Annotated in this window: 5 protein-coding genes; all 5 read right to left on the reverse strand. The window is 50.1% G+C overall.

The annotated features are described in order from the left end of the window. The 5 genes from OQ477_RS05760 to OQ477_RS05780 are packed head-to-tail and all read right to left on the reverse strand — an operon-like array spanning nt 1 to nt 18,080. Complete coding sequence (locus tag OQ477_RS05760) at nt 1–14,949, reverse strand: non-ribosomal peptide synthetase (RefSeq protein WP_265971710.1); 14,949 nt, start codon at nt 14,947–14,949, stop codon at nt 1–3. A gap of 39 nt (nt 14,950–14,988) precedes the next feature. Beyond that, a complete protein-coding gene (locus tag OQ477_RS05765) occupies nt 14,989–15,738 on the reverse strand; it encodes a polyketide synthase (protein ID WP_003154094.1) in 750 nt (249 codons plus the stop codon). A gap of 9 nt (nt 15,739–15,747) precedes the next feature. Continuing rightward, nucleotides 15,748–16,521, reverse strand: coding sequence for an enoyl-CoA hydratase/isomerase (locus tag OQ477_RS05770; protein ID WP_265971711.1), 774 nt, complete (start codon nt 16,519–16,521; stop codon nt 15,748–15,750). Beyond that, nucleotides 16,518–17,780, reverse strand: coding sequence for a hydroxymethylglutaryl-CoA synthase family protein (locus tag OQ477_RS05775; protein WP_265971712.1), 1,263 nt, complete (start codon nt 17,778–17,780; stop codon nt 16,518–16,520). The genes OQ477_RS05770 and OQ477_RS05775 overlap by 4 nt, the downstream gene beginning before the upstream one ends. A 51-nt stretch (nt 17,781–17,831) precedes the next feature. Beyond that, nucleotides 17,832–18,080: an acyl carrier protein gene (locus tag OQ477_RS05780; protein ID WP_007409841.1), complete on the reverse strand. Its 249-nt coding sequence runs from the start codon at nt 18,078–18,080 to the stop codon at nt 17,832–17,834. Nucleotides 18,081–18,107: the final 27 nt, after the last annotated feature.

An 18,107-nucleotide genomic window follows, 5' to 3' on the forward strand; every position in this document is an offset into this window, starting at 1 on the left:
TTAAACCTCCACTTCATAGGTATCCCAGATGTTTGCCGCAGCTTTTTCGTTCGTTTCTTCTTTGCTGTCCGGCGAAATCAGCCGCTTATTTAATGCAGGCGGTGTTAAAGGATGGCGCTTGATTCGGCGCCCTTCGTCTTCCTGCCACGCTTCCACAATGACGTGGGCGTTTGTTCCGCCGTCGGCAAAGCAGTTAATTCCTGCCGCCGGCATTGGTGACGGCCAGTCTGCCAGAGTGCGGCTGAACTGAATATTGGCCTTTTCTCTATCAAAATGTGTGTTTTCATGCTCGCCTGATAAAAACGGGATAAAGCTCTTTTCTTTCAGCATGAGAACAACTTTTATGAAACTTGCAATTCCTTCCGCGCAAAGCGGGTGCCCGATGTTCGGTTTCACAGATCCGATTCCGAGCGGGCCGGCGTCTTTTGAACGGTAGACGGATTGAATGGCCTTCAGTTCTAACAGATCCGTCACGACCGTGCCTGAACCGTTCGCTTCAATATGAGTGATGTCTTCCGGCTGTTTTCCGCTTTTTTCAAGAGCCGTCTTCATGACGGATTTTTGCGCTTCCAGACTCGGCGTAGCCGGGCCTGCCGTTCTTCCGTCATTATTGACGGATGCCGCCTTCACTACGGCATAAATAGAATCTCCGTCTTCAATCGCCTGCGACACGGTTTTTAAAAGAACCATTCCGACACCCTCGCCCAGCACGACTCCATCGGCGCGTTCGTCAAATACATGGAACGACTGCGCTTTACTTAATATGCCGCGCTGTTCAAATAATTTATGGGTTTCTTCTGATTCAAACAGGCTCACCCCGCCGACGACGGCCGCTTTTATTTCTCCTGTTACAAGAGCCTGCACGGCCATATTCATTCCGACTAAAGCAGAAGAACAAGCTGTATCGAGGACAACGCTCGGGCCGCGCATATCAAAATATTGAGAGAGATTTGCGGCCAAATAATTCTGACCCAGCGCGACGATCGGGTTTTTCGCATCCAGCAGTTTCTCTTCACCCGGTCTGTGACGGCTGCGTCCGCCGAGATACACACCTATTGCTTCTCCCTTTATCTCATCCGGCGTATAGCCAGCGTGATACCACAGGTTAAGGCATTCTTCCAGAGCGGCCAAAGCTTGAGGGTCCATTGCCTTTACATCTTCTTCTGCCAGTAAAAAGAAGTCCGGATCAAATTGATGAATTCCATTAAGCATTCCCGCGTAATAAGGCGTCTTCAACCCCCATCGCTCAGCCGGAACAGGACCGATAGCCGAACGGCCTTCAGCCAAAAGCGACCAGTACGCCTCTAAGGAAGCCGCCCCCGGAAACCGGCAGGACATGCCGACGACCGCGATATCTTCCCGGTGAATCTGTTTTCCGGCCGCCTCTTCTTGTAACTTAACGGCTTGTGTTTCAATCACCGGCTCAGCCGGCTTTTTCTTAACAGGCTCCGCCGCCAAATCAAACCGTTCTGACAAAACTTCTGTATATCCTTCGAGAAGCCAATTTGCGAAAGATTGAATCGTCGGATATTCATACAGAATTGACGGGTCAAGCGATGCCGAGAGATTCCGATTGATCCGCTGCAGAAGCTGAGCAAGAATAATGGAATCCACTCCGTAATCCTGGAATAATACGTCTGTCTCAAGCTGGTCCTGGTCAATCCGCAGCTCTTCAGAAAATAATTCTTTCAGCCATTCTTCTGTTTTCCTTGTTAATTGAGCGTTGTCTGCGGCAGCATAAGCGGTTTTTTCCGCCGGTTTTACCATAGCCGGACTCATTGGCTGATCCTGCCTGCTCCGCCGCAGGAATCGCTCCGGCTTCCACAGCTTAGGATTCAGAACGGCCGGCAGCACCGGGCCCCTTGCTGATTCAAGAAGTATGCCGTCAAGGAGCTGTAATCCTTCTGCATTCGTGATGCTGTATAGCCCGCTCTCTTTATAAGCTTTGTTCGTTACTTCGCCCATTCCGGTTTCTTTCCAGTTCGGCCACTGAATGCTTACGATCGGCAGCTGCTCTTTGTATGAGTTTGCAAAATAGTCCATATACGCATTAGCCATGGCATAGTCGGCCTGTCCTGCCGAAAGCGCCGGTATCGCAGCTGACACGGAAGAGAACAAGACGAAAAACTTCAGCGGCTCTTCGCTGAGCACACTGTATAACGCCTGAAGCCCGTCTACTTTCGGCTCGAGCACGCGCTGTATGTCTTCATCGGTTTTTCTGATGAATGCGAGCGTCTCTTTATCGGTCACACCCGCGCAGTGAATCACGCCGCCGATAGGTCCGAGCGTCTGTTTTATCTGACTCAGTTCCTGTCTCAGCCCGGCTTCATCAGCTAACGGGACTGACAAAACCTTCACTTGTACACCTTTGGATTCCAAGTCGAGAACAGCTTCAATTTTCGCTTTTACAGAAGCCGGCACCCCATTCAGTCCGCCCGTCCACTCACTTCGCGGCGGAAGGGTCTCACGGCCTGTAAGCACCAGTTTTTTCACTCCGTAATGTTCGGCAAAATGGCGTGCGCATAAAAGACCGATCCCCCTCGTCCCTCCGGTGATCAGAAGCACATGGTTGTCCGGAAAATCAATTCTCTCGCCTTGCATATTCATATTTTCTGATCCGCTCAATACGGCGCGGTAGCGCAAGCCGTCCCTCCGGCAAACTTCCGCGTCATCAGTGCGGGCATGAAACTCATCGGCAATCTGCTTCGCCAGTTTGTCATCCGAAAGCGCTCCTTCAAGGTCGAGATGCCTTGAAGACAGGTGACCGTACTCGCATGCCAGCATTCTGTACAGACCGGCCCGTTTTGCTCCTGTTGTTTGATTGGCCTCTTTATTTAATGACTCAAGGTCTTTCGTGACACAAAGCAGTGTCATCCCTTCTTTATGCCCATGCTCAATCAATTGCTGAAGCCATTTGATTCCGGCCATGTCTTGAGAATCTTCTTTCGCTGCGCCTAGGAGGTCGATGACTCCGCCAAACGCCTGCCAGTCATATTCACCGGTAAGGTCTGATGCTGTGATGATACGGTGATTCGGCATATGCGCTGCGATCTCTTCTGCGAGATTGATCGTGTCCCCGCCTGTCAAAATCGCAACGGAACGTGCGCACGGTTCACGCAGTTCGAGCGGGCTCGGTTCCCATTGTTTCGTCAAAATACGTTTCATCCGTTCCTCTGTATGGACCTTATTTTTGTCAGGATTCTCAGGCACCCAATACGTGTCTTTTGCGAACGGATAAGACGGAAGACTGAGTAAACGCGGCGTACCCTTTTCATACAGCCGGTTCCAATTCAATACGCCGCCTTTCACCCATACCTCTGCCAGCTTGGCGAATTTGCCTTTTTTAATCCAGGCGTCAATGACGATGTCCATATCTTCATCTGCCGTGAACAAGGCAAACGTATCTTTATTGCGGTGAGACTGGCCGGTATACAGCCCGGCGATGTTTTTCTCATTTTTCGTAAATGCTTCGAGCTTTGTTTCCAATTCCGCCATCGTCGCTGCAAGAATGGCCAAGCGCTCTTCCATTTCGTCCCTTCCGGTTTGCAGCGTATAAGCGACGCCCGCCAAGTCTTGATCTGTATACGGCGTTTGACGGATCGCTTTTTGCAGCTGCTGCGCCTGTTCAAACAGTTTTTCTTTTGATTTGGCGGACAAAAGGATGATTGCCGGATTTTCCGGGCTGTGCTCAGGCTGAGCGGCTGCTTTCGGGACATACTCTTCAATGATGATATGGGCGTTGACCCCGCCGATGCCAAATGAGCTGACCCCGGCCCGGCGCGGAATGGCATTTCCGTTTCTATCTTTTGCTGCCGTCCATTCCTGATTTTCCCGCACGATGTAGAAAGGACTGTCATCAAGCTGAATGTACGGATTGATCGTCTCGCAATGCAGGCTTTTCACCAGCGTTTTGTGTTTCATTTGCAAAAGCACTTTCATCACGCCTGATACTCCCGCGGCAAGCTCTAAATGGCCGATATTGCTTTTGACAGAACCGATGCCGCAGCGGTGATCGGAGACTTCGGGCTCTTGATTTGTTTTTGCCAGCTCGTGAAACGCCGCTTTCAAACCGTTTATTTCAATCGGGTCGCCCAATTCCGTTCCTGTACCGTGCGCTTCAATATACGTAACGGTGCTCGGGTCCACTCCCGCTTTCCGGTATGCTTTCACCAATAAATCAGCCTGCAGTTTCGGATTCGGCGAGGTTAACGTATTCGCCCGGCCGCCGTGGTTTTCAGCCGTACCGCGGATTACGCCGTAAATCGGATTGCCGTCACGTTCTGCATCTGTCAGTTTCTTCAGCATCAGAATTCCCGCGCCTTCTCCTCTGACATACCCGTTGGCATCTTTGGAGAAGGTTTTGCATTTTCCGTCTTTGCTGAGCATGCCTGCTTTGCTGTAGCTGATATGCGCTTCTTCCGTCAGAATCGTATTGATTCCCCCGGCAATCGCCATGTCGCATTCTCCGTTTTCTATAGCGGATACCGCCCGGTGAATCGCCACAAGCGAGCTTGAACATGCCGTTTCAATCGGCTCGCTCGGCCCGTGAAGATTTAACAAATAGCTCAAACGGTTCGGACCTATGGAAGGAATCATGCTGCCTGTCGCCGCATGTCCTTCCGGCGCAAGACCTGCCCTTGTGAACAAATCTTTATAACCAGTATTTCCGGTGCCGATAAAGACGCCCGTATTTGTGCCGGAAAGGCTTTCCGGCTTACAGCCCGCATCTTCTATCGCCCGCCATGCATAAGTCAATAACAGCCGCTGCTGCGGATCTAAATATTGGGCTTCCCGCGGTGAAATCCCAAAGAACAGCGGATCAAATTCAGCTATTCCGTCGATAAAGCCGCCCCACTTGATATTCGTTTTGTTCCCTTCAAGATTCGGGTCGCCATCAAACGCTTGCCAATCCCAGCGTTCTTTCGGAATGGTTGTGATCGAATCCTTTCCTTCTTTCAAATTGCGCCAAAATTCCTCTATATCCTTCGCGCCCGGGAATCGGCCGCTGATTCCGACAATGGCAACCGTATCCAAGCGGCGCGGCTCTTGTGTCACTGCCGCAGCGTTCATTACCGTTGCGAAGCGCTTTTTCCGCTGCATTTTTGGTTTTTGGGCTTTTGGCTGCTCTTTTTTCGGAGACTCTTTCTTCTTTTCGCCGAAACGGCCCGGATGCTCTTTTGCCAAATATCCGGCGAGATTGCTGATCGTTCCGTACTCAAAGAAAATCGTCGGCGCCAGCTCCAGCTGATACGCTTCATTTAATTGATTCGTAAAGACGGTAAACGATACGGAATCAAAACCGTATTCACTCAATTCCGTATCTGTCTCAATGTCCTCACGGTCAACTTTTAAAATGCCGCTTACCATGGCTGTCAAAGCGGTCTGAAGCGTTTGAAGAGATTCTTCTGCATCGTGTTTTTCTTCCGTCTGAGAAGGAAGGCCGGCTTCTGCCTCATCCGTCAAATACTCTGCTAAACTGCGGATCGTCCCGTGTTCGAAGAAGATCGTCGGCGCCAGCTCCAGCTGATGCGCTTCATTTAATTGATTCGTAAAGACGGTAAACGATACGGAATCAAAACCGTATTCACTCAGTTCCGTATCAATATCAATCTCGTTTTGGCCGACTTTTAAAATTGAACTGACCAATCGGATAAGCGCACCGTGCCATTTGTCTCCCGAAACGGCGGATACAGGCTCTATTTTCTCCATCTGCGGCTTTTCAGTTTCAGAAACGGATAGGAACGACTGTTTTAATTTTGCAGCGTGTCCTTCAGCTGCTAAAAGCTGCGGCTTTTCCTGAGCCATTCCTTCATAAAATGCAGCCAGGCCTGACGCCTTTTGAAGCGGAACCATGCCGAAAGCTTTTTTCATCATTCTCTCCGTCTCGTCTCCCGCCTGCATACCGCCATCTTTCCACAGCGTCCAGTTAAAGGCGACCGTTTTTCCGTGCCGAAGGCCATTCTCCGTAAGGGATTGCCTGTAAGCGGCGTATGCATCCATAAACGCGTTGCCGGCGGCATAATCAGCCTGTCCGACATTGCCGAGAACGCCGGAAACACTGGAGAACAATACGAAAAAGTCAAGATTGCAGTCTTTGCTGGCTTCATCTAAATAAGCGGTTCCGATGACTTTCGGATCAAGCACTTCCCTGAACTCTTCCTTCGTTTTTTGCAGCAGGAAGCGGTCTTGTATCACTCCCGCAGCGTGAATAATTCCGTTAAGCTTTCCGAATTCCGCCGTAATCTCTTTTATCAGCGCTTCATTTTCCCGCCGGTCTGCCGCATTCATCTTTTTGTAGACGACATTTGCGCCTGAGTGCTGAAGCATAGCAAGCTCACGCTGTTTGGCTTCTGCCAGATTTGAGCGGCCGGTCAGAATGATTTTCGGGTGTTTTACGCGACCTGCGATTTCTTTTGCGAACATCAACCCCAGGCTTCCTGCCCCTCCGGTAATCAGATATACGCCTTCGTCCTTCCAGACGATGCCGCCCCCTGCGGGATGCATTTCTTCCCAAGCCTTCACATACCGTTTTTCTCCTTTATAACGGATATGTTTATCATGCGGCCGATGACTGTCGTTTTTCAGTTTTTGAGCGACAGCCGGCATTTCGCCGATTGATTCCATTTCGATGAGCTGACAGTCAAGTTTTCCGTATTCCAGCTCGGCTGTTTTTAACAAACCTGTTAACCCCGCAAACAATTGCTGGCTGCCGTCTGCTGAAATAACAGTCTGAATCAGAATGCGGCCCTGCCTTTTTTCGCTGATGATCCGCCGGATGTGTTCAGCGATTGTCTGCACGTAGCTTTGGAAGCGTTCAGCGGCTGTTTCACCCTCACCTTCTGCAATCAGCAGTTCGGCGTCTTTCAGGCCGGATGCCGCTTCATCTTTTATACGGCAGGCATCTTCACAAAGTATGATCAAATGCTCATCAGCATGGACAGAGGCTTTCTCGGATGCGGCGGCTTCTTTCCAGACCGGTGCAAACAAGACCTTTTCCGAGCCTGATAGCCGCTGAGCCGATTCTGCATCGCCTTCTAGCACTCTCGTAGAGAATCCTCTTACCTTCACGCAAAGCGCTCCTGTTTCGTCGAACAGGTCAATGTCGGCTTTCTGCACGGAATCACCGGTTTGATATCCTTCACTGAAGCGTGCATGCGCCCGCATAGTCGGCGTGCATGCTTTGACGACTTCAAGATATTCCAGTGCAAACGGCAGAATCAGCTTTTGTCCGGAAAACTCCTGCATAATGCAGATCGTCGCCGTCTGAATAGCTGAATCAATGATGCTCGGATGAAGCGTAAATTGTCCGTTCGTGTGAGAAACAGAATCCGGAAGCTGTATGTCCGAAAGCACTTCTTTCTCGCCGATAAAGGCGGACTTAATGCCTTGGAAGGCTTTTCCGTGGAACATCCCCCTGCTCCGGCCTTCCCGATAAAAGGCCGCCGGATCAAGAATGTCCACTGTGCATCTGTTTTGTATGGCAGAAAGGTCTGTCTCAGGATCTTGTTCAGCCTTTATGATTTCCGCCCGTCCTTGGCTGTGCAACACTTCTTCATCGTCAGCGTTTACGCTGTAAATGTCATATGAGATGATGCCGTCCTCTTCAGGGAACAGCGCAATATGGACATGGCGCTCTTGTTCGTGAACGACGATCGGTTTCATCCAGATGGTATGATGGAGCGTTATTCTGTCTTGGACTTTTAATAAGCCGCCAAGCGCCCGTTTTACCGCTTCATAAGACATTTCCAAATATGCCGCTCCCGGCAGCACCGCTTTTTCCCTGACCACATGATCCTTCAGGAAAAATTCTGATCCTGTAAACAGTGAGCTGAACTTCTGAAGGGTTAAATCTGACGTATTTTGCTGCACGAGCGGGTGTAAAACTGAGACTCCGTTGTGTGCGGCAGATGTGTTCTTCTCTGCTTTTTTCGGCCAGTACGGCTCCTTTGCAAACGGGTAGACCGGCACGCTGATTCGTTTCGGATGCTTGTCTTTGTAAAGCTTGTGCCAATTGATGGCGACACCCTTACTCCACATTTCACAGAGCTTCGATCCTTTTCCTTTCGCAAGCCATTTCTCAATGAGTTCAGCACTGTCATCATCATCAGAAAGCCAGGCAATATCTTTCGCCTGCTGTTTTTCTCCTCTGAAGCAGCCTGGTACAGCCGGCTTATCATTGATAAAATCAGCAAGCTGCCGCTTCAGCTCCGCAGTGCTGCTTGTGATAAAGGCAGCGCGCTCTTCCATCGCTTCCCTTCCGACTTGGAACGTGTAGGCAAGATCAGCGAGGTCGGTGTCCGTTTTTCTTTCCAGAAAAGCCAGCAGCTGTTTTGCGTACTCCTTCAGACGATCTTTTTTTCTGGCAGACAACGGAATGATGAACGGACCGGCAGCGTCTGCTGCTTCGGATGCATCCGGATATTGTTCAAAAATCGCGTGTGTGTTTGTTCCGCCAAGACCGAAAGAGCTTAAAGCCATGCGGTGCGCTCTGTTCTCACGGGTTAACTCTTTCTTTTCTTCCGTTACGTAAAACGGAGAGTCTTCTAAATGAAGATTCGGGTTCGGCTCTTTGTAATTGATGCTCGGCGCGATTTCCTGATGATATAAGCTCATGACAACCTTGATGCAGCCCGCCATTCCGGCCGCTGTATCCAAATGCCCGAGATTTGTTTTGACTGAACCGATGCCGCAGTATTGTTTTTTATCTGTATATCGGCCGTACACCGATTGAAGTGCGGACAGTTCAATCGGATCGCCGAGTTTTGTTCCTGTGCCGTGAGCTTCGACGTACGCGATCGTTTCAGGATGGATGCCCGTCTGATCAATGACCTTCTGAATGACCTCAGCCTGTCCTTTGACGCTCGGCGCATAAAATCCGACCTTATCCGCTCCGTCGTTATTGACGCCGATTCCGCGCAGCAGCGCATAAATATGGTCGCCGTCCTTAACGGCATCAGACGCTTTTTTTAAGAGCACGGCGCCGGCTCCCTCACCGCCGATCATTCCGTCAGCATCCGCGTCAAACGCTTTAATATGCCCGTCGCTTGAAAAATTCAGCCCCGGCTGATGAACATACCCGGCGCTTGTTCCCGTATGAAGGGTCGCACCGCCGACAAGGGCGTACTTGGCTTCGCCGGACTGCAGGCTTTGAAAAGCCGAATGCAGGCCGATTAACGAAGATGAGCAGTTGGCATGGACAAAATAGCTCGGCCCTTTCAACCCGAGTTTATGAGAAATCATCGTCGGAATCGTACCGCTTTGGGCAAGCACCCATGACACGTAGCCATCCGGCGTTTCCAGCTGTGCTGTCGTCTCCTCCGGCAGCAGGCTGCGGTAAGAGTTCGTGCTGGCAGACATATACACGCTTGTTTCCGGAATTTCTTTGGAGATATATCCCGCATCCTCGATTGCCTTCCATGAATGGAGCAAAAGCATTCTCAGCTGAGGATCCATATATTCCGCATCTTTCGGTGAAAAGCCGAAGAAACCGGGATCAAACATTTCTTTCCCTTCTAAAACTGATTTAGCCGGAACGAAGCCGGGATGATCAGCCAGTTCTTCAGAAATACCGAATCGGCGGAGCTCCTCTTTTGAAAAGAAGGTGATGCTTTCTTTGCCTTCTTTGATGTTATTCCAAAATTCATAATGATCTTTCGCTCCCGGAAACTCACAGGATATACCGATAACCGCAAGGCTGTCCTCGTAATAATCGGGAAATTCTCCCGCCGGATGTTCCCGGTCTTCTGCATTCACTTTCTTTTGCGGTACAGGAGCCCAAACGGCTTCTTTCGGTTTTTGTTCAGCGATATACCGGCTGATGTCTTTTACCGTCGCGTATTCAAACAGCTCCGTTACACTGAATTCACAATCCAGTTCCTGCGTCATCCGGTCAGTGACAGTCACGGCAAGAAGCGAATCTCCCCCCGCATCAAAAAAGCGGTCATCAAGCTCTATATCTTTGCTTTTCAATACATCCTGCCAAATCGCCAGTACCGCCTGCTGGATATGAGATGATGAAAATGTTTGTGTGTCCGGCTGCTTTTTCGTCAGATCGCGCGCAGCAAGAAGCTTGCGGTCCACTTTTCCGTTCGGCGTGAGCGGCAGCTCTTCAAGACGGATAAACGAAGCTGGCGTCATATAGGCCGGCAGCGCTTGTTTCAAATGATTGCGCAATTCCTTTGCAGACGGAAGCGGCTCTCCGTTTTTCCGGATATAAAACGCGCAAAGCTTTTCATTTCCGGAGTGATTGTTCACAACAACTACACTTTCCTGTACGGCCGGATGGGCATTCAGCCTGCTCTCAATATCTCCGGGTTCAATCCGGTAGCCGCGGATTTTGACTTGGGTGTCCATCCGTCCCATGTATTCAATGCGGCCGCCGGGAAGAAAACGCGCCATATCGCCTGTTTTATAAAGCTTTGATCCCAGTTCGAGCCGGTGGCTGACGAAAGCTTTATCTGTCAGCTCAGGCTTGTTGAAATACCCTCTTGCCAATCCGTCTCCCGCAATACAAAGCTCTCCCGGCACCCCTTCTAAAACAGGGTTGAGACCGGAATCCATAATATACACGCGGGTATTGGCGATCGGGCGTCCGATCGTAAGCGCGCTCTCATTTTCCGTTATACGCTGCACCGCGGACCAGATTGTCGTCTCTGTCGGCCCGAACATATTCCAAGCCTCGCTTTTCGTATCGAGAAACTGCTGCTTCAATTGTTCGCTAAGCGCCTCTCCGCCGCAAAGGATTTTCACATGTTCTTCATTTGACCATCCGGAATGAAAGAGCATTTTCCATGTAAACGGCGTCGCCTGCATGATCGTCGGTTTGTACTCTTGAATCAGCTCTTTCAGCTTCCGTGCGTCTTTTGTGACTTCTGTCTTACAGATGTTGCACTCCGCTCCTTTGATTAAAGGAAGGTAAAGCTCCAGTGCCGCGATGTCAAAGCAATATGTCGTGACGGCAAGCAGTTTGTCTTCAGACGAAAGCCCCGGTTCATTCGCCATCGAGAGTAAGAAATTGGTCAGCGCCCGGTGCGGAATCATCACGCCTTTCGGTTTGCCCGTGCTGCCCGACGTGTAAATGACATACGCCAGATCGTCAGGTGTCACTAACCGCTTCAGCGACGGTCTTTCCGCGGCTGTACTTTCAATATGAGACCAATCGCGGTCAATGGCAGTGGTCTGCACGCCTCCCCAGTTCAAAGAGTGCTCTAAATCAGCTGTCGTCAGGCACATTGAAATCCTGCTGTCGGCGATCATATATTCCAATCTGTCAGCGGGATAAGAAGGATCAAGCGGCACATACGCTCCCCCGGCTTTTAAAATGCCGAGAAGGCCGACAGCCATATGCAATGATCGGTCTGTATAAATGCCGATGAGATCATCAGGGCCTGCACCGTGCGCCTGCAAATAGAGCGCCAGCTTCGTGCTTTTTTCATCAAGCTCACGGTACGTCAGCTGTTGCTGTTCATACACGACCGCACAAGCGTCCGGCGTTTCTGCCGCCTGACGTTCGAATAATTCATGGAAGCAGGCATCCGGATATTCACGGCTTGTTTCATTCCAAGTCTTAAGAATCATGTGCTCCTCTCTTTTTGTCATGAGAGAAACGTTCTCAAGCGGCATATCCGGATTCGCCGTCAAAGCTTCAGCAGCCTGTACAAATTGGCTGAAAAGTCTGGCCGCCCCTGCTTCGTCGAATAATTCGGTGCTGTATTTAATCGTAAGATCCATGCCCGATGCTTCTTCCCACATTTCAAATACAAGGTCATATTCCCCCTCCTGATGAATGTCTTTTACAAACTCACAGGAGAATCCCTTGTATTCATCAAGCATCGATTGATAGCTTGAATGCTGCAGAAAGTTCTGATAGAAAAAGGCATTGCTGAAAACAGGCGAACCGTTCTGCCGGGGGTTCGCATGCACATCACGCACCATTTTCGGAAACGGATAAAAGGAGTGATCCAGTCCGTCCAGAACGGCATCCTGCACCTTTTGAACAAAGTCAGCAAATGTTTCTTTTCGTCCGGCTCTGCTCCGTATGGGAAGCATGTTGAGGAAATGGCCGACCACTCCGTCAAAGCGTTCTTCGGGTCTGACCATTGCAGGCATGCCTGTCACAATATCTTCCTTATCCGTATATTTGCTTAAAAGCACCATGTAACAGCTCAGCATGACGGTAGACAAATGAATCGAACGGGATGCGGCAAACGCCGTTATATTATTCAGCAGCCGTTCGGGAAGACGGCGTGTCAGCGTATCTTCTGTAAACTCCGGAACACTGCTGTCCGTGCGCGTCGGCGGAAGCTGAAGGTCAGGCAGATCGCCCCCGAGCTGTTTCATCCAGTAAGCGCGGGCAGCTTTGCTTTCTTCACCCGCCAAATACCGCTTTTCCCAAGCCGCGAAATCGGGATGAATGCCGGGAGCGGCGGCCATAAACTCTTCTTTTCCCTCCAGCAGCGCCTGATAATGATCCAGCAGACTGTGAATAAATGTAATGGATGAAATGCCGTCAAACACGATGTGGTGAATGACCGTCAAAAGATAATGTTCCTCGGCGGATTTTGAAAGCAGCTGCACGCGCAGCAAAGGTCCGCCTTCTTTGACAAACGGCTCTTTCACTTTTTTCCGTATCAGAGCGGATATTTGTGATTCATTGACGTCAGAAATATCTTCTTCCGAGAATACAAAAGGATCTGCCGCTTCTATGAAATAAAACCCGCCGTCTGTTACATTCACGGCGCTTTTGAGCATCGGATGCTGCTTTAATACGAGCTGAAACGCCTGTTTCAGTTTCTCTTTGTCGATTCCGGATGTGAATCGGAAACAGAGCGGGACATGATATGCAGTCGTTACAGGCGACATTTTCTGCAATGTCCACAGCCCTTTTTGGACTTCTGAAAGCGCTGGCGCCGTTTGCCGTCTCTCCCGTTCTGCCGGCGGTTCGGCTTTTTGGGAATGATGCTCCGCTGACATGTTTGCCGCTTTTTCAGCAGTATAAGCCGCTAAAGCGCCAATCGTCGGGTTTTTGTGCAGCTCTCTTGCCGTCAGCCGGAGGTGATACGTTTTTTCAATTGATCTGGCGAGTTTCATCATCTTGATGGAATTGACGCCAAGACTTTGAAACGGCGTATTTGGATCAACGAGCTCATCCGCGATGGAAAGTTCCTCTTTCAGAAAACGGATAAAATCCCGTTCAATTTCTTTCTCTGCAGAAGCCGTGTCTGAATTGACGCCTTCTTGTCTGTTATTATGTAAAGAATCAAATTCCCCTTGTTCGAATGAATGTTTCAGCTGAGTGCGCTGGATTTTCCCGATCGCCGTCTTAGGAATGTCTTCTTTTGCGACCGGAAGCAGATAATCAGGGGTAACGCCGATTCTCTGTGTCACGTGCTGGTGAATGTGATGAAGAAGCTTCGTCATGCGGTTCTCATCCAACGGAACAGATGTCACAAAGAAAATCGCCAGCTCATCTGTCGTGCTTTGATTCGGCCGGACGGCGCATGCCGCTGTATAAGACGTTTCAATTTCCGGCAATTCCTCAACGGCTGATTCAATGGCATGGCTGTAATAATTCACACCGTTAATAATGATGGCATCTTTCGTGCGCCCCGTTATTGTCAGGCGGCCTTCACGCAAAAATCCGAGATCTCCCGTTTCAAACCAGCCGTCTTCTGTAAAGACACTCTCATTTAAGTCCGGGCGCTCATAATATCCGCTCGTTACAGTCAGACCCGACACTTGGAAGCGGCCGATTTCTCCTTCTTCCACCACTTGATTGCGGTCATCCGTAATTCTCATATTAAATCCCGGGATCGGCAGACCGATCTCGACGAAACGATCGTCGTCACTCGTGTTTTCCAGTGTAAACTCATCTGAGAAAATAACGCCCGAAGACGTTTCGGACATTCCCCATGCGGGACGGATGGCATTAGCCGGCAGACCGTGCGGCTCTAAAAGCTCCATAATTCTGCGTCCGACTTTCGCAACCGCGGCCTCCCCGCCGTTCAGCATGTAACGCATGGAAGATAAGTCCCATTTCCGCGTTTGAATCTCTTCTGCAAAATCGGCAAGCAGTCCAAAGGCAAAGTTGGGGGCCCACGTGACCGAAGCGCGGTAATGATCAATCAGGTCGAGCCATTTTAAAGGGTCCATCAAAATGGATTCGCTCGGTATGTTGATTTCCTCACATCCGAGATAAACATCACGCAGATGAAGCATTCCGATGCCGCCGACATGGTCAAAAGGCATCCAGTTAAACGTGACATCCTCACTTGTATAGCCCTGCATCTGAATATTTCCTTTGACCATGCAGACGATGTTTTCATGGCTGAGCATCACGGCTTTCGGCGTGCCCGTGCTTCCCGAGGTCAAAAGCAGCATCGCCAAATCTTCCGGACGGGGATGATGACAGTCCGTATCCATTTCGTGCGCACTGAGATCTTCTGCCGCCAAAGCGCAAAACCCGGAAAGCTCCTGCTCCTCCGCCCATTCAGTCATTTCCGGCAGCACGTCACGGCTTGTGATGACATACGGCTGATTCAACAGCATCCAGGCGTCTTTTAGTTTTTGCGTCCCGCTGTTCATTTCTGTATAAGCCGGAGCGGCCGCAAGCGGAACCGGGATCGCTCCTAAAAAAACACAGCCCCAAAAAGCAGGAATCAGCTGGGAATTGTCACTGAGCTGTAATATGACTTCATCCTGAGCCTTCACTCCTGATTGGCGGAGCCCTTTCACAATCGAAAGAGCGATCTTTTTCAGGCCGCTGTAAGTCTGGTACACTTTGGTGCCGTCAGGCTGTATATATGTGATGCCCTTTTGATCTCCCGCTGCCGCGGCGGTTTTGTGCAGGACTTCAGGAATCGTCATCGGCTGATCCGCTGAAAGCCGCAATGATTTTCCATAGCTGACAGATGGCTTGAGTAACCCGCTTGCCTTCATATCACTTTTCATAGAGCTGCCTCCATTTCATCTGTATGTAAGATGTATGTCTTATACTCCGTACATCGTCGTGATTCGTTTTTTCACTTCATCATCATGAAACGTCTCATCGTGCATGATTAACTCCTTCTCAATGACGGCCGGAAGCTGCTCGCGAAACGGCGTCACCAAGTGCCTTTTCAATGTAATTAAAGAGTTTCTCGGTTTTTCCGCAAGCTCACGGGCCAATTCCTGCGCATAGTCTAGTACTTCCTGCCGCGGAAGCACCGGAAAAGGCACCCCTCTTTTCTCCAGGTCACCGCCGCGGTAGTGGCCGCCGTTTAACAGCATTTCATGGCCGAGGCTTGCCCCAAGCTTCTCCGGAACGATAAAGGTAGCGCCCATTCCGGGGGTGAAACCGTATTTCATAAAGTTTGCGGTATACACGCTTTCTTTGCTTAATATGACAAAATCACTGAAAAGCCCCATGACAAACCCGCCTCCGATTCCGTGGCCCTGCATGGCGGAAATGACAGGGATATCACATTCCAGCGCCAAAGAGTACATGCGGTCTTCCGTAAACTTCGTGATGCCCTGCTGAATCCTGAGCAGGCCTTCCTGTGTGCCTCCGGAAGCAAAGTAATGGCCGTATCCTGTTAAAATCACAGCTTTATAGACTGACGATTTTTTTATACGGGTGAATGCTTCCATCAATCCATCCGTCAGTTCTTTGGAGAAGGCGTTTTTATGGGCTTTATCCTGCATTGTCACTTGGATAATATCCGGTTCAATTTCGAGCAGTTCAACTGCGGCGTTCGGCATGATATCCTCCTAACTGTTCTCCGTTTCCCAAGGAAGCCGCCCCGTTTCTGCATAACGGAAGATGGCTGATTGGTTATCCGGATCTGAAAACATCGCTTGATTTTCGGCTAAAGCAATGGATTTCGAACGATGAACAAGGTCGTTTAAGGAATCCATGTATTTTTTATAGCGGACGACTGCTTTTTTCGACAGCGGGCGGAGGCGCAGCAAATGCTTTCTCAGCTCTGTTGCTGAGTCCGGGACGCATACGTCACAAAGTCCCCATTCAAGCGCCTGGCGTGCCGGCACGGGCTTTGTCATGATCGTCATATAATGCGCCTTTTGAAATCCGATTCTTTGAATTAAAAACGGCAGAACGCAGGCTGGATAAAGTCCGAATAACAGTTCAGATAAACTGAACGAAGCACTCTCCTCTGCAATGACGATATCGCAGGCGGCGGCAAAACCGACACCTCCCGCATTTACTTTTCCGCGGACGCGGGCGATTGTGATGTACGGCCCGGATTTTAATGCCAGCCACAAACGGTAAAGCGGCTCCTGCGATTCCGCATGCTGTATACCCTGCCTCATTTTCCGGTACATCTCATCAAAATCCGCCCCGAAACAAAATACCTCCGGCTGCCCTTCAAGCACTACGGAGGTCACGGAGTCTTCACATTCAGAAAGAACGTGCAGGCATTCCTCCACTAAACGCTCATTAATCGTATTGTTGGCTTCAGGCCGATCAAAGGTGATGAAGCAGACATTTTGCTGAAAACGGACGTTTATCGTCTCATAGGTCACGGGATCCACCTGTATTTCCGATGAAATTCCGTGATTTCTTCCAAATACAAACGAGGGCTTCCGGTATGATGGTCTAAAATGTTCGGAATCATATTCACATCCAATTTGACATTCCGGGTTCCAAACTTCACCAAACCGCTGCCTTTAAACAGTTCTTCATATTCTTCCATGGACAGCCTGTACCTGTTGTTCAGGTGCTCTTCTATTTTGAAAGAATGCTGCCGCGTTTGTCCTTCAGGCGTCACAACGCCGCTGTAAAATTCTGAACAGCACCCGGAGCCGTACGAAAAACAGCCGATCCGCTTAGAAGTGTCGAATGCCCCTTGGTCAATCGTGCTTGCAAGAGCCAGTAAAGAGGCTGCTCCCATAATGTTTCCGACTCTTTGGCAGTAGCGGAGCCCCGGCTCTACTCTGGTTTGAAAATCCTGTTCGATTTCAGCGTTTTTCGCTTTTGCAAGCTTGCGCATCATCGTCCGGTGGGCCCCTTTGACCATGCCGCCAAACGGTGTATGGAAGGCTAGATAGTGAAACGTCTCTTTGTAGTCAGCGCCCGGCACACGGTTTTTGTACTCGCGAAATGTCTGTTCACAGCAATCGAGGTATGACATCAATGACAAGTCGGCGTCACCGGCTTCACTGTCCGGGATCGGACGGCATGTATCCATCACCTCATAGCCGTAATAGCCGTTGGCGCCCGCATCCGCCTGAAATACAATTGGATTTTCACCGATCAATAAGGCGACGGCACCCGCTCCGGCGCTCGGTTCTGCGTAAGACCAATCCTCGCTTAACGCATCACCGCCTTCGGCAATTAAAAACCGGGAAATATCCGTCGCGACGACAAGCGCCTTCGCTCCGGGGGATGTCTGCGACAAAATAAAATTAAGCGCCATCTGCAAACCCGCCGTTCCTGAATAACAGGCTTGCTTCAGTTCAAATAAACGGCAGTTCCGGTTGAGGCCTAAGTAATCATGAATATATGTACTGAGTGATTTTCCGAAGTCGATGCCGGACTCCGAGCAGGTAATCAGCAGCTCGATTCTGTCTTTTTCAGCCTCTGTCAATCGGTCGATAATCGGCTTTGCCGCGTTAACGCCGAATGTAACGGGGTCTTCGTACGGAAGCGCCACCGCTTTTTCTTTCATCAGTAAATTCTCAAATCTGGCAGGGTCTAAGTTTCTGTACTCCGCCAGCTGCATGACATCAAGGTATGCCGTCCCGCCAAACACATTTATCGCTTCTATTCCGGCAGCCGCCATGAACTTCGCCTCCAATATGAATTTTGAGTTTCCGATTGTTTCACCGCTTTATCAGACAGCCTGTACCTTTTCATAAAGCTTTGCCGCCAATTCGCCGATGTTTGACACTCCCGTCAGCTCAACACGCGGGATCTGCAGTGATAATTCTTCAAGCATCATCGTGATAATTTCAGCGCGGTCCACTGAGTCCGCCCCCAGATCAACTAACCGGTCTTCCTGCGAAAGCTGTTCGCCTTCTAAATCAGGCAAAACCTCGTAGATTGTGTTCTGCAGCAATTCAAAGATTCTTTCTTTACTCATTGTCAGTTCCTCCCTGTTTCATCTTTT

The organism is Bacillus sp. ChL18, assembly GCF_026241425.1.
GTDB classification, from domain to species: Bacteria; Bacillota; Bacilli; order Bacillales; family Bacillaceae; genus Bacillus; species Bacillus velezensis.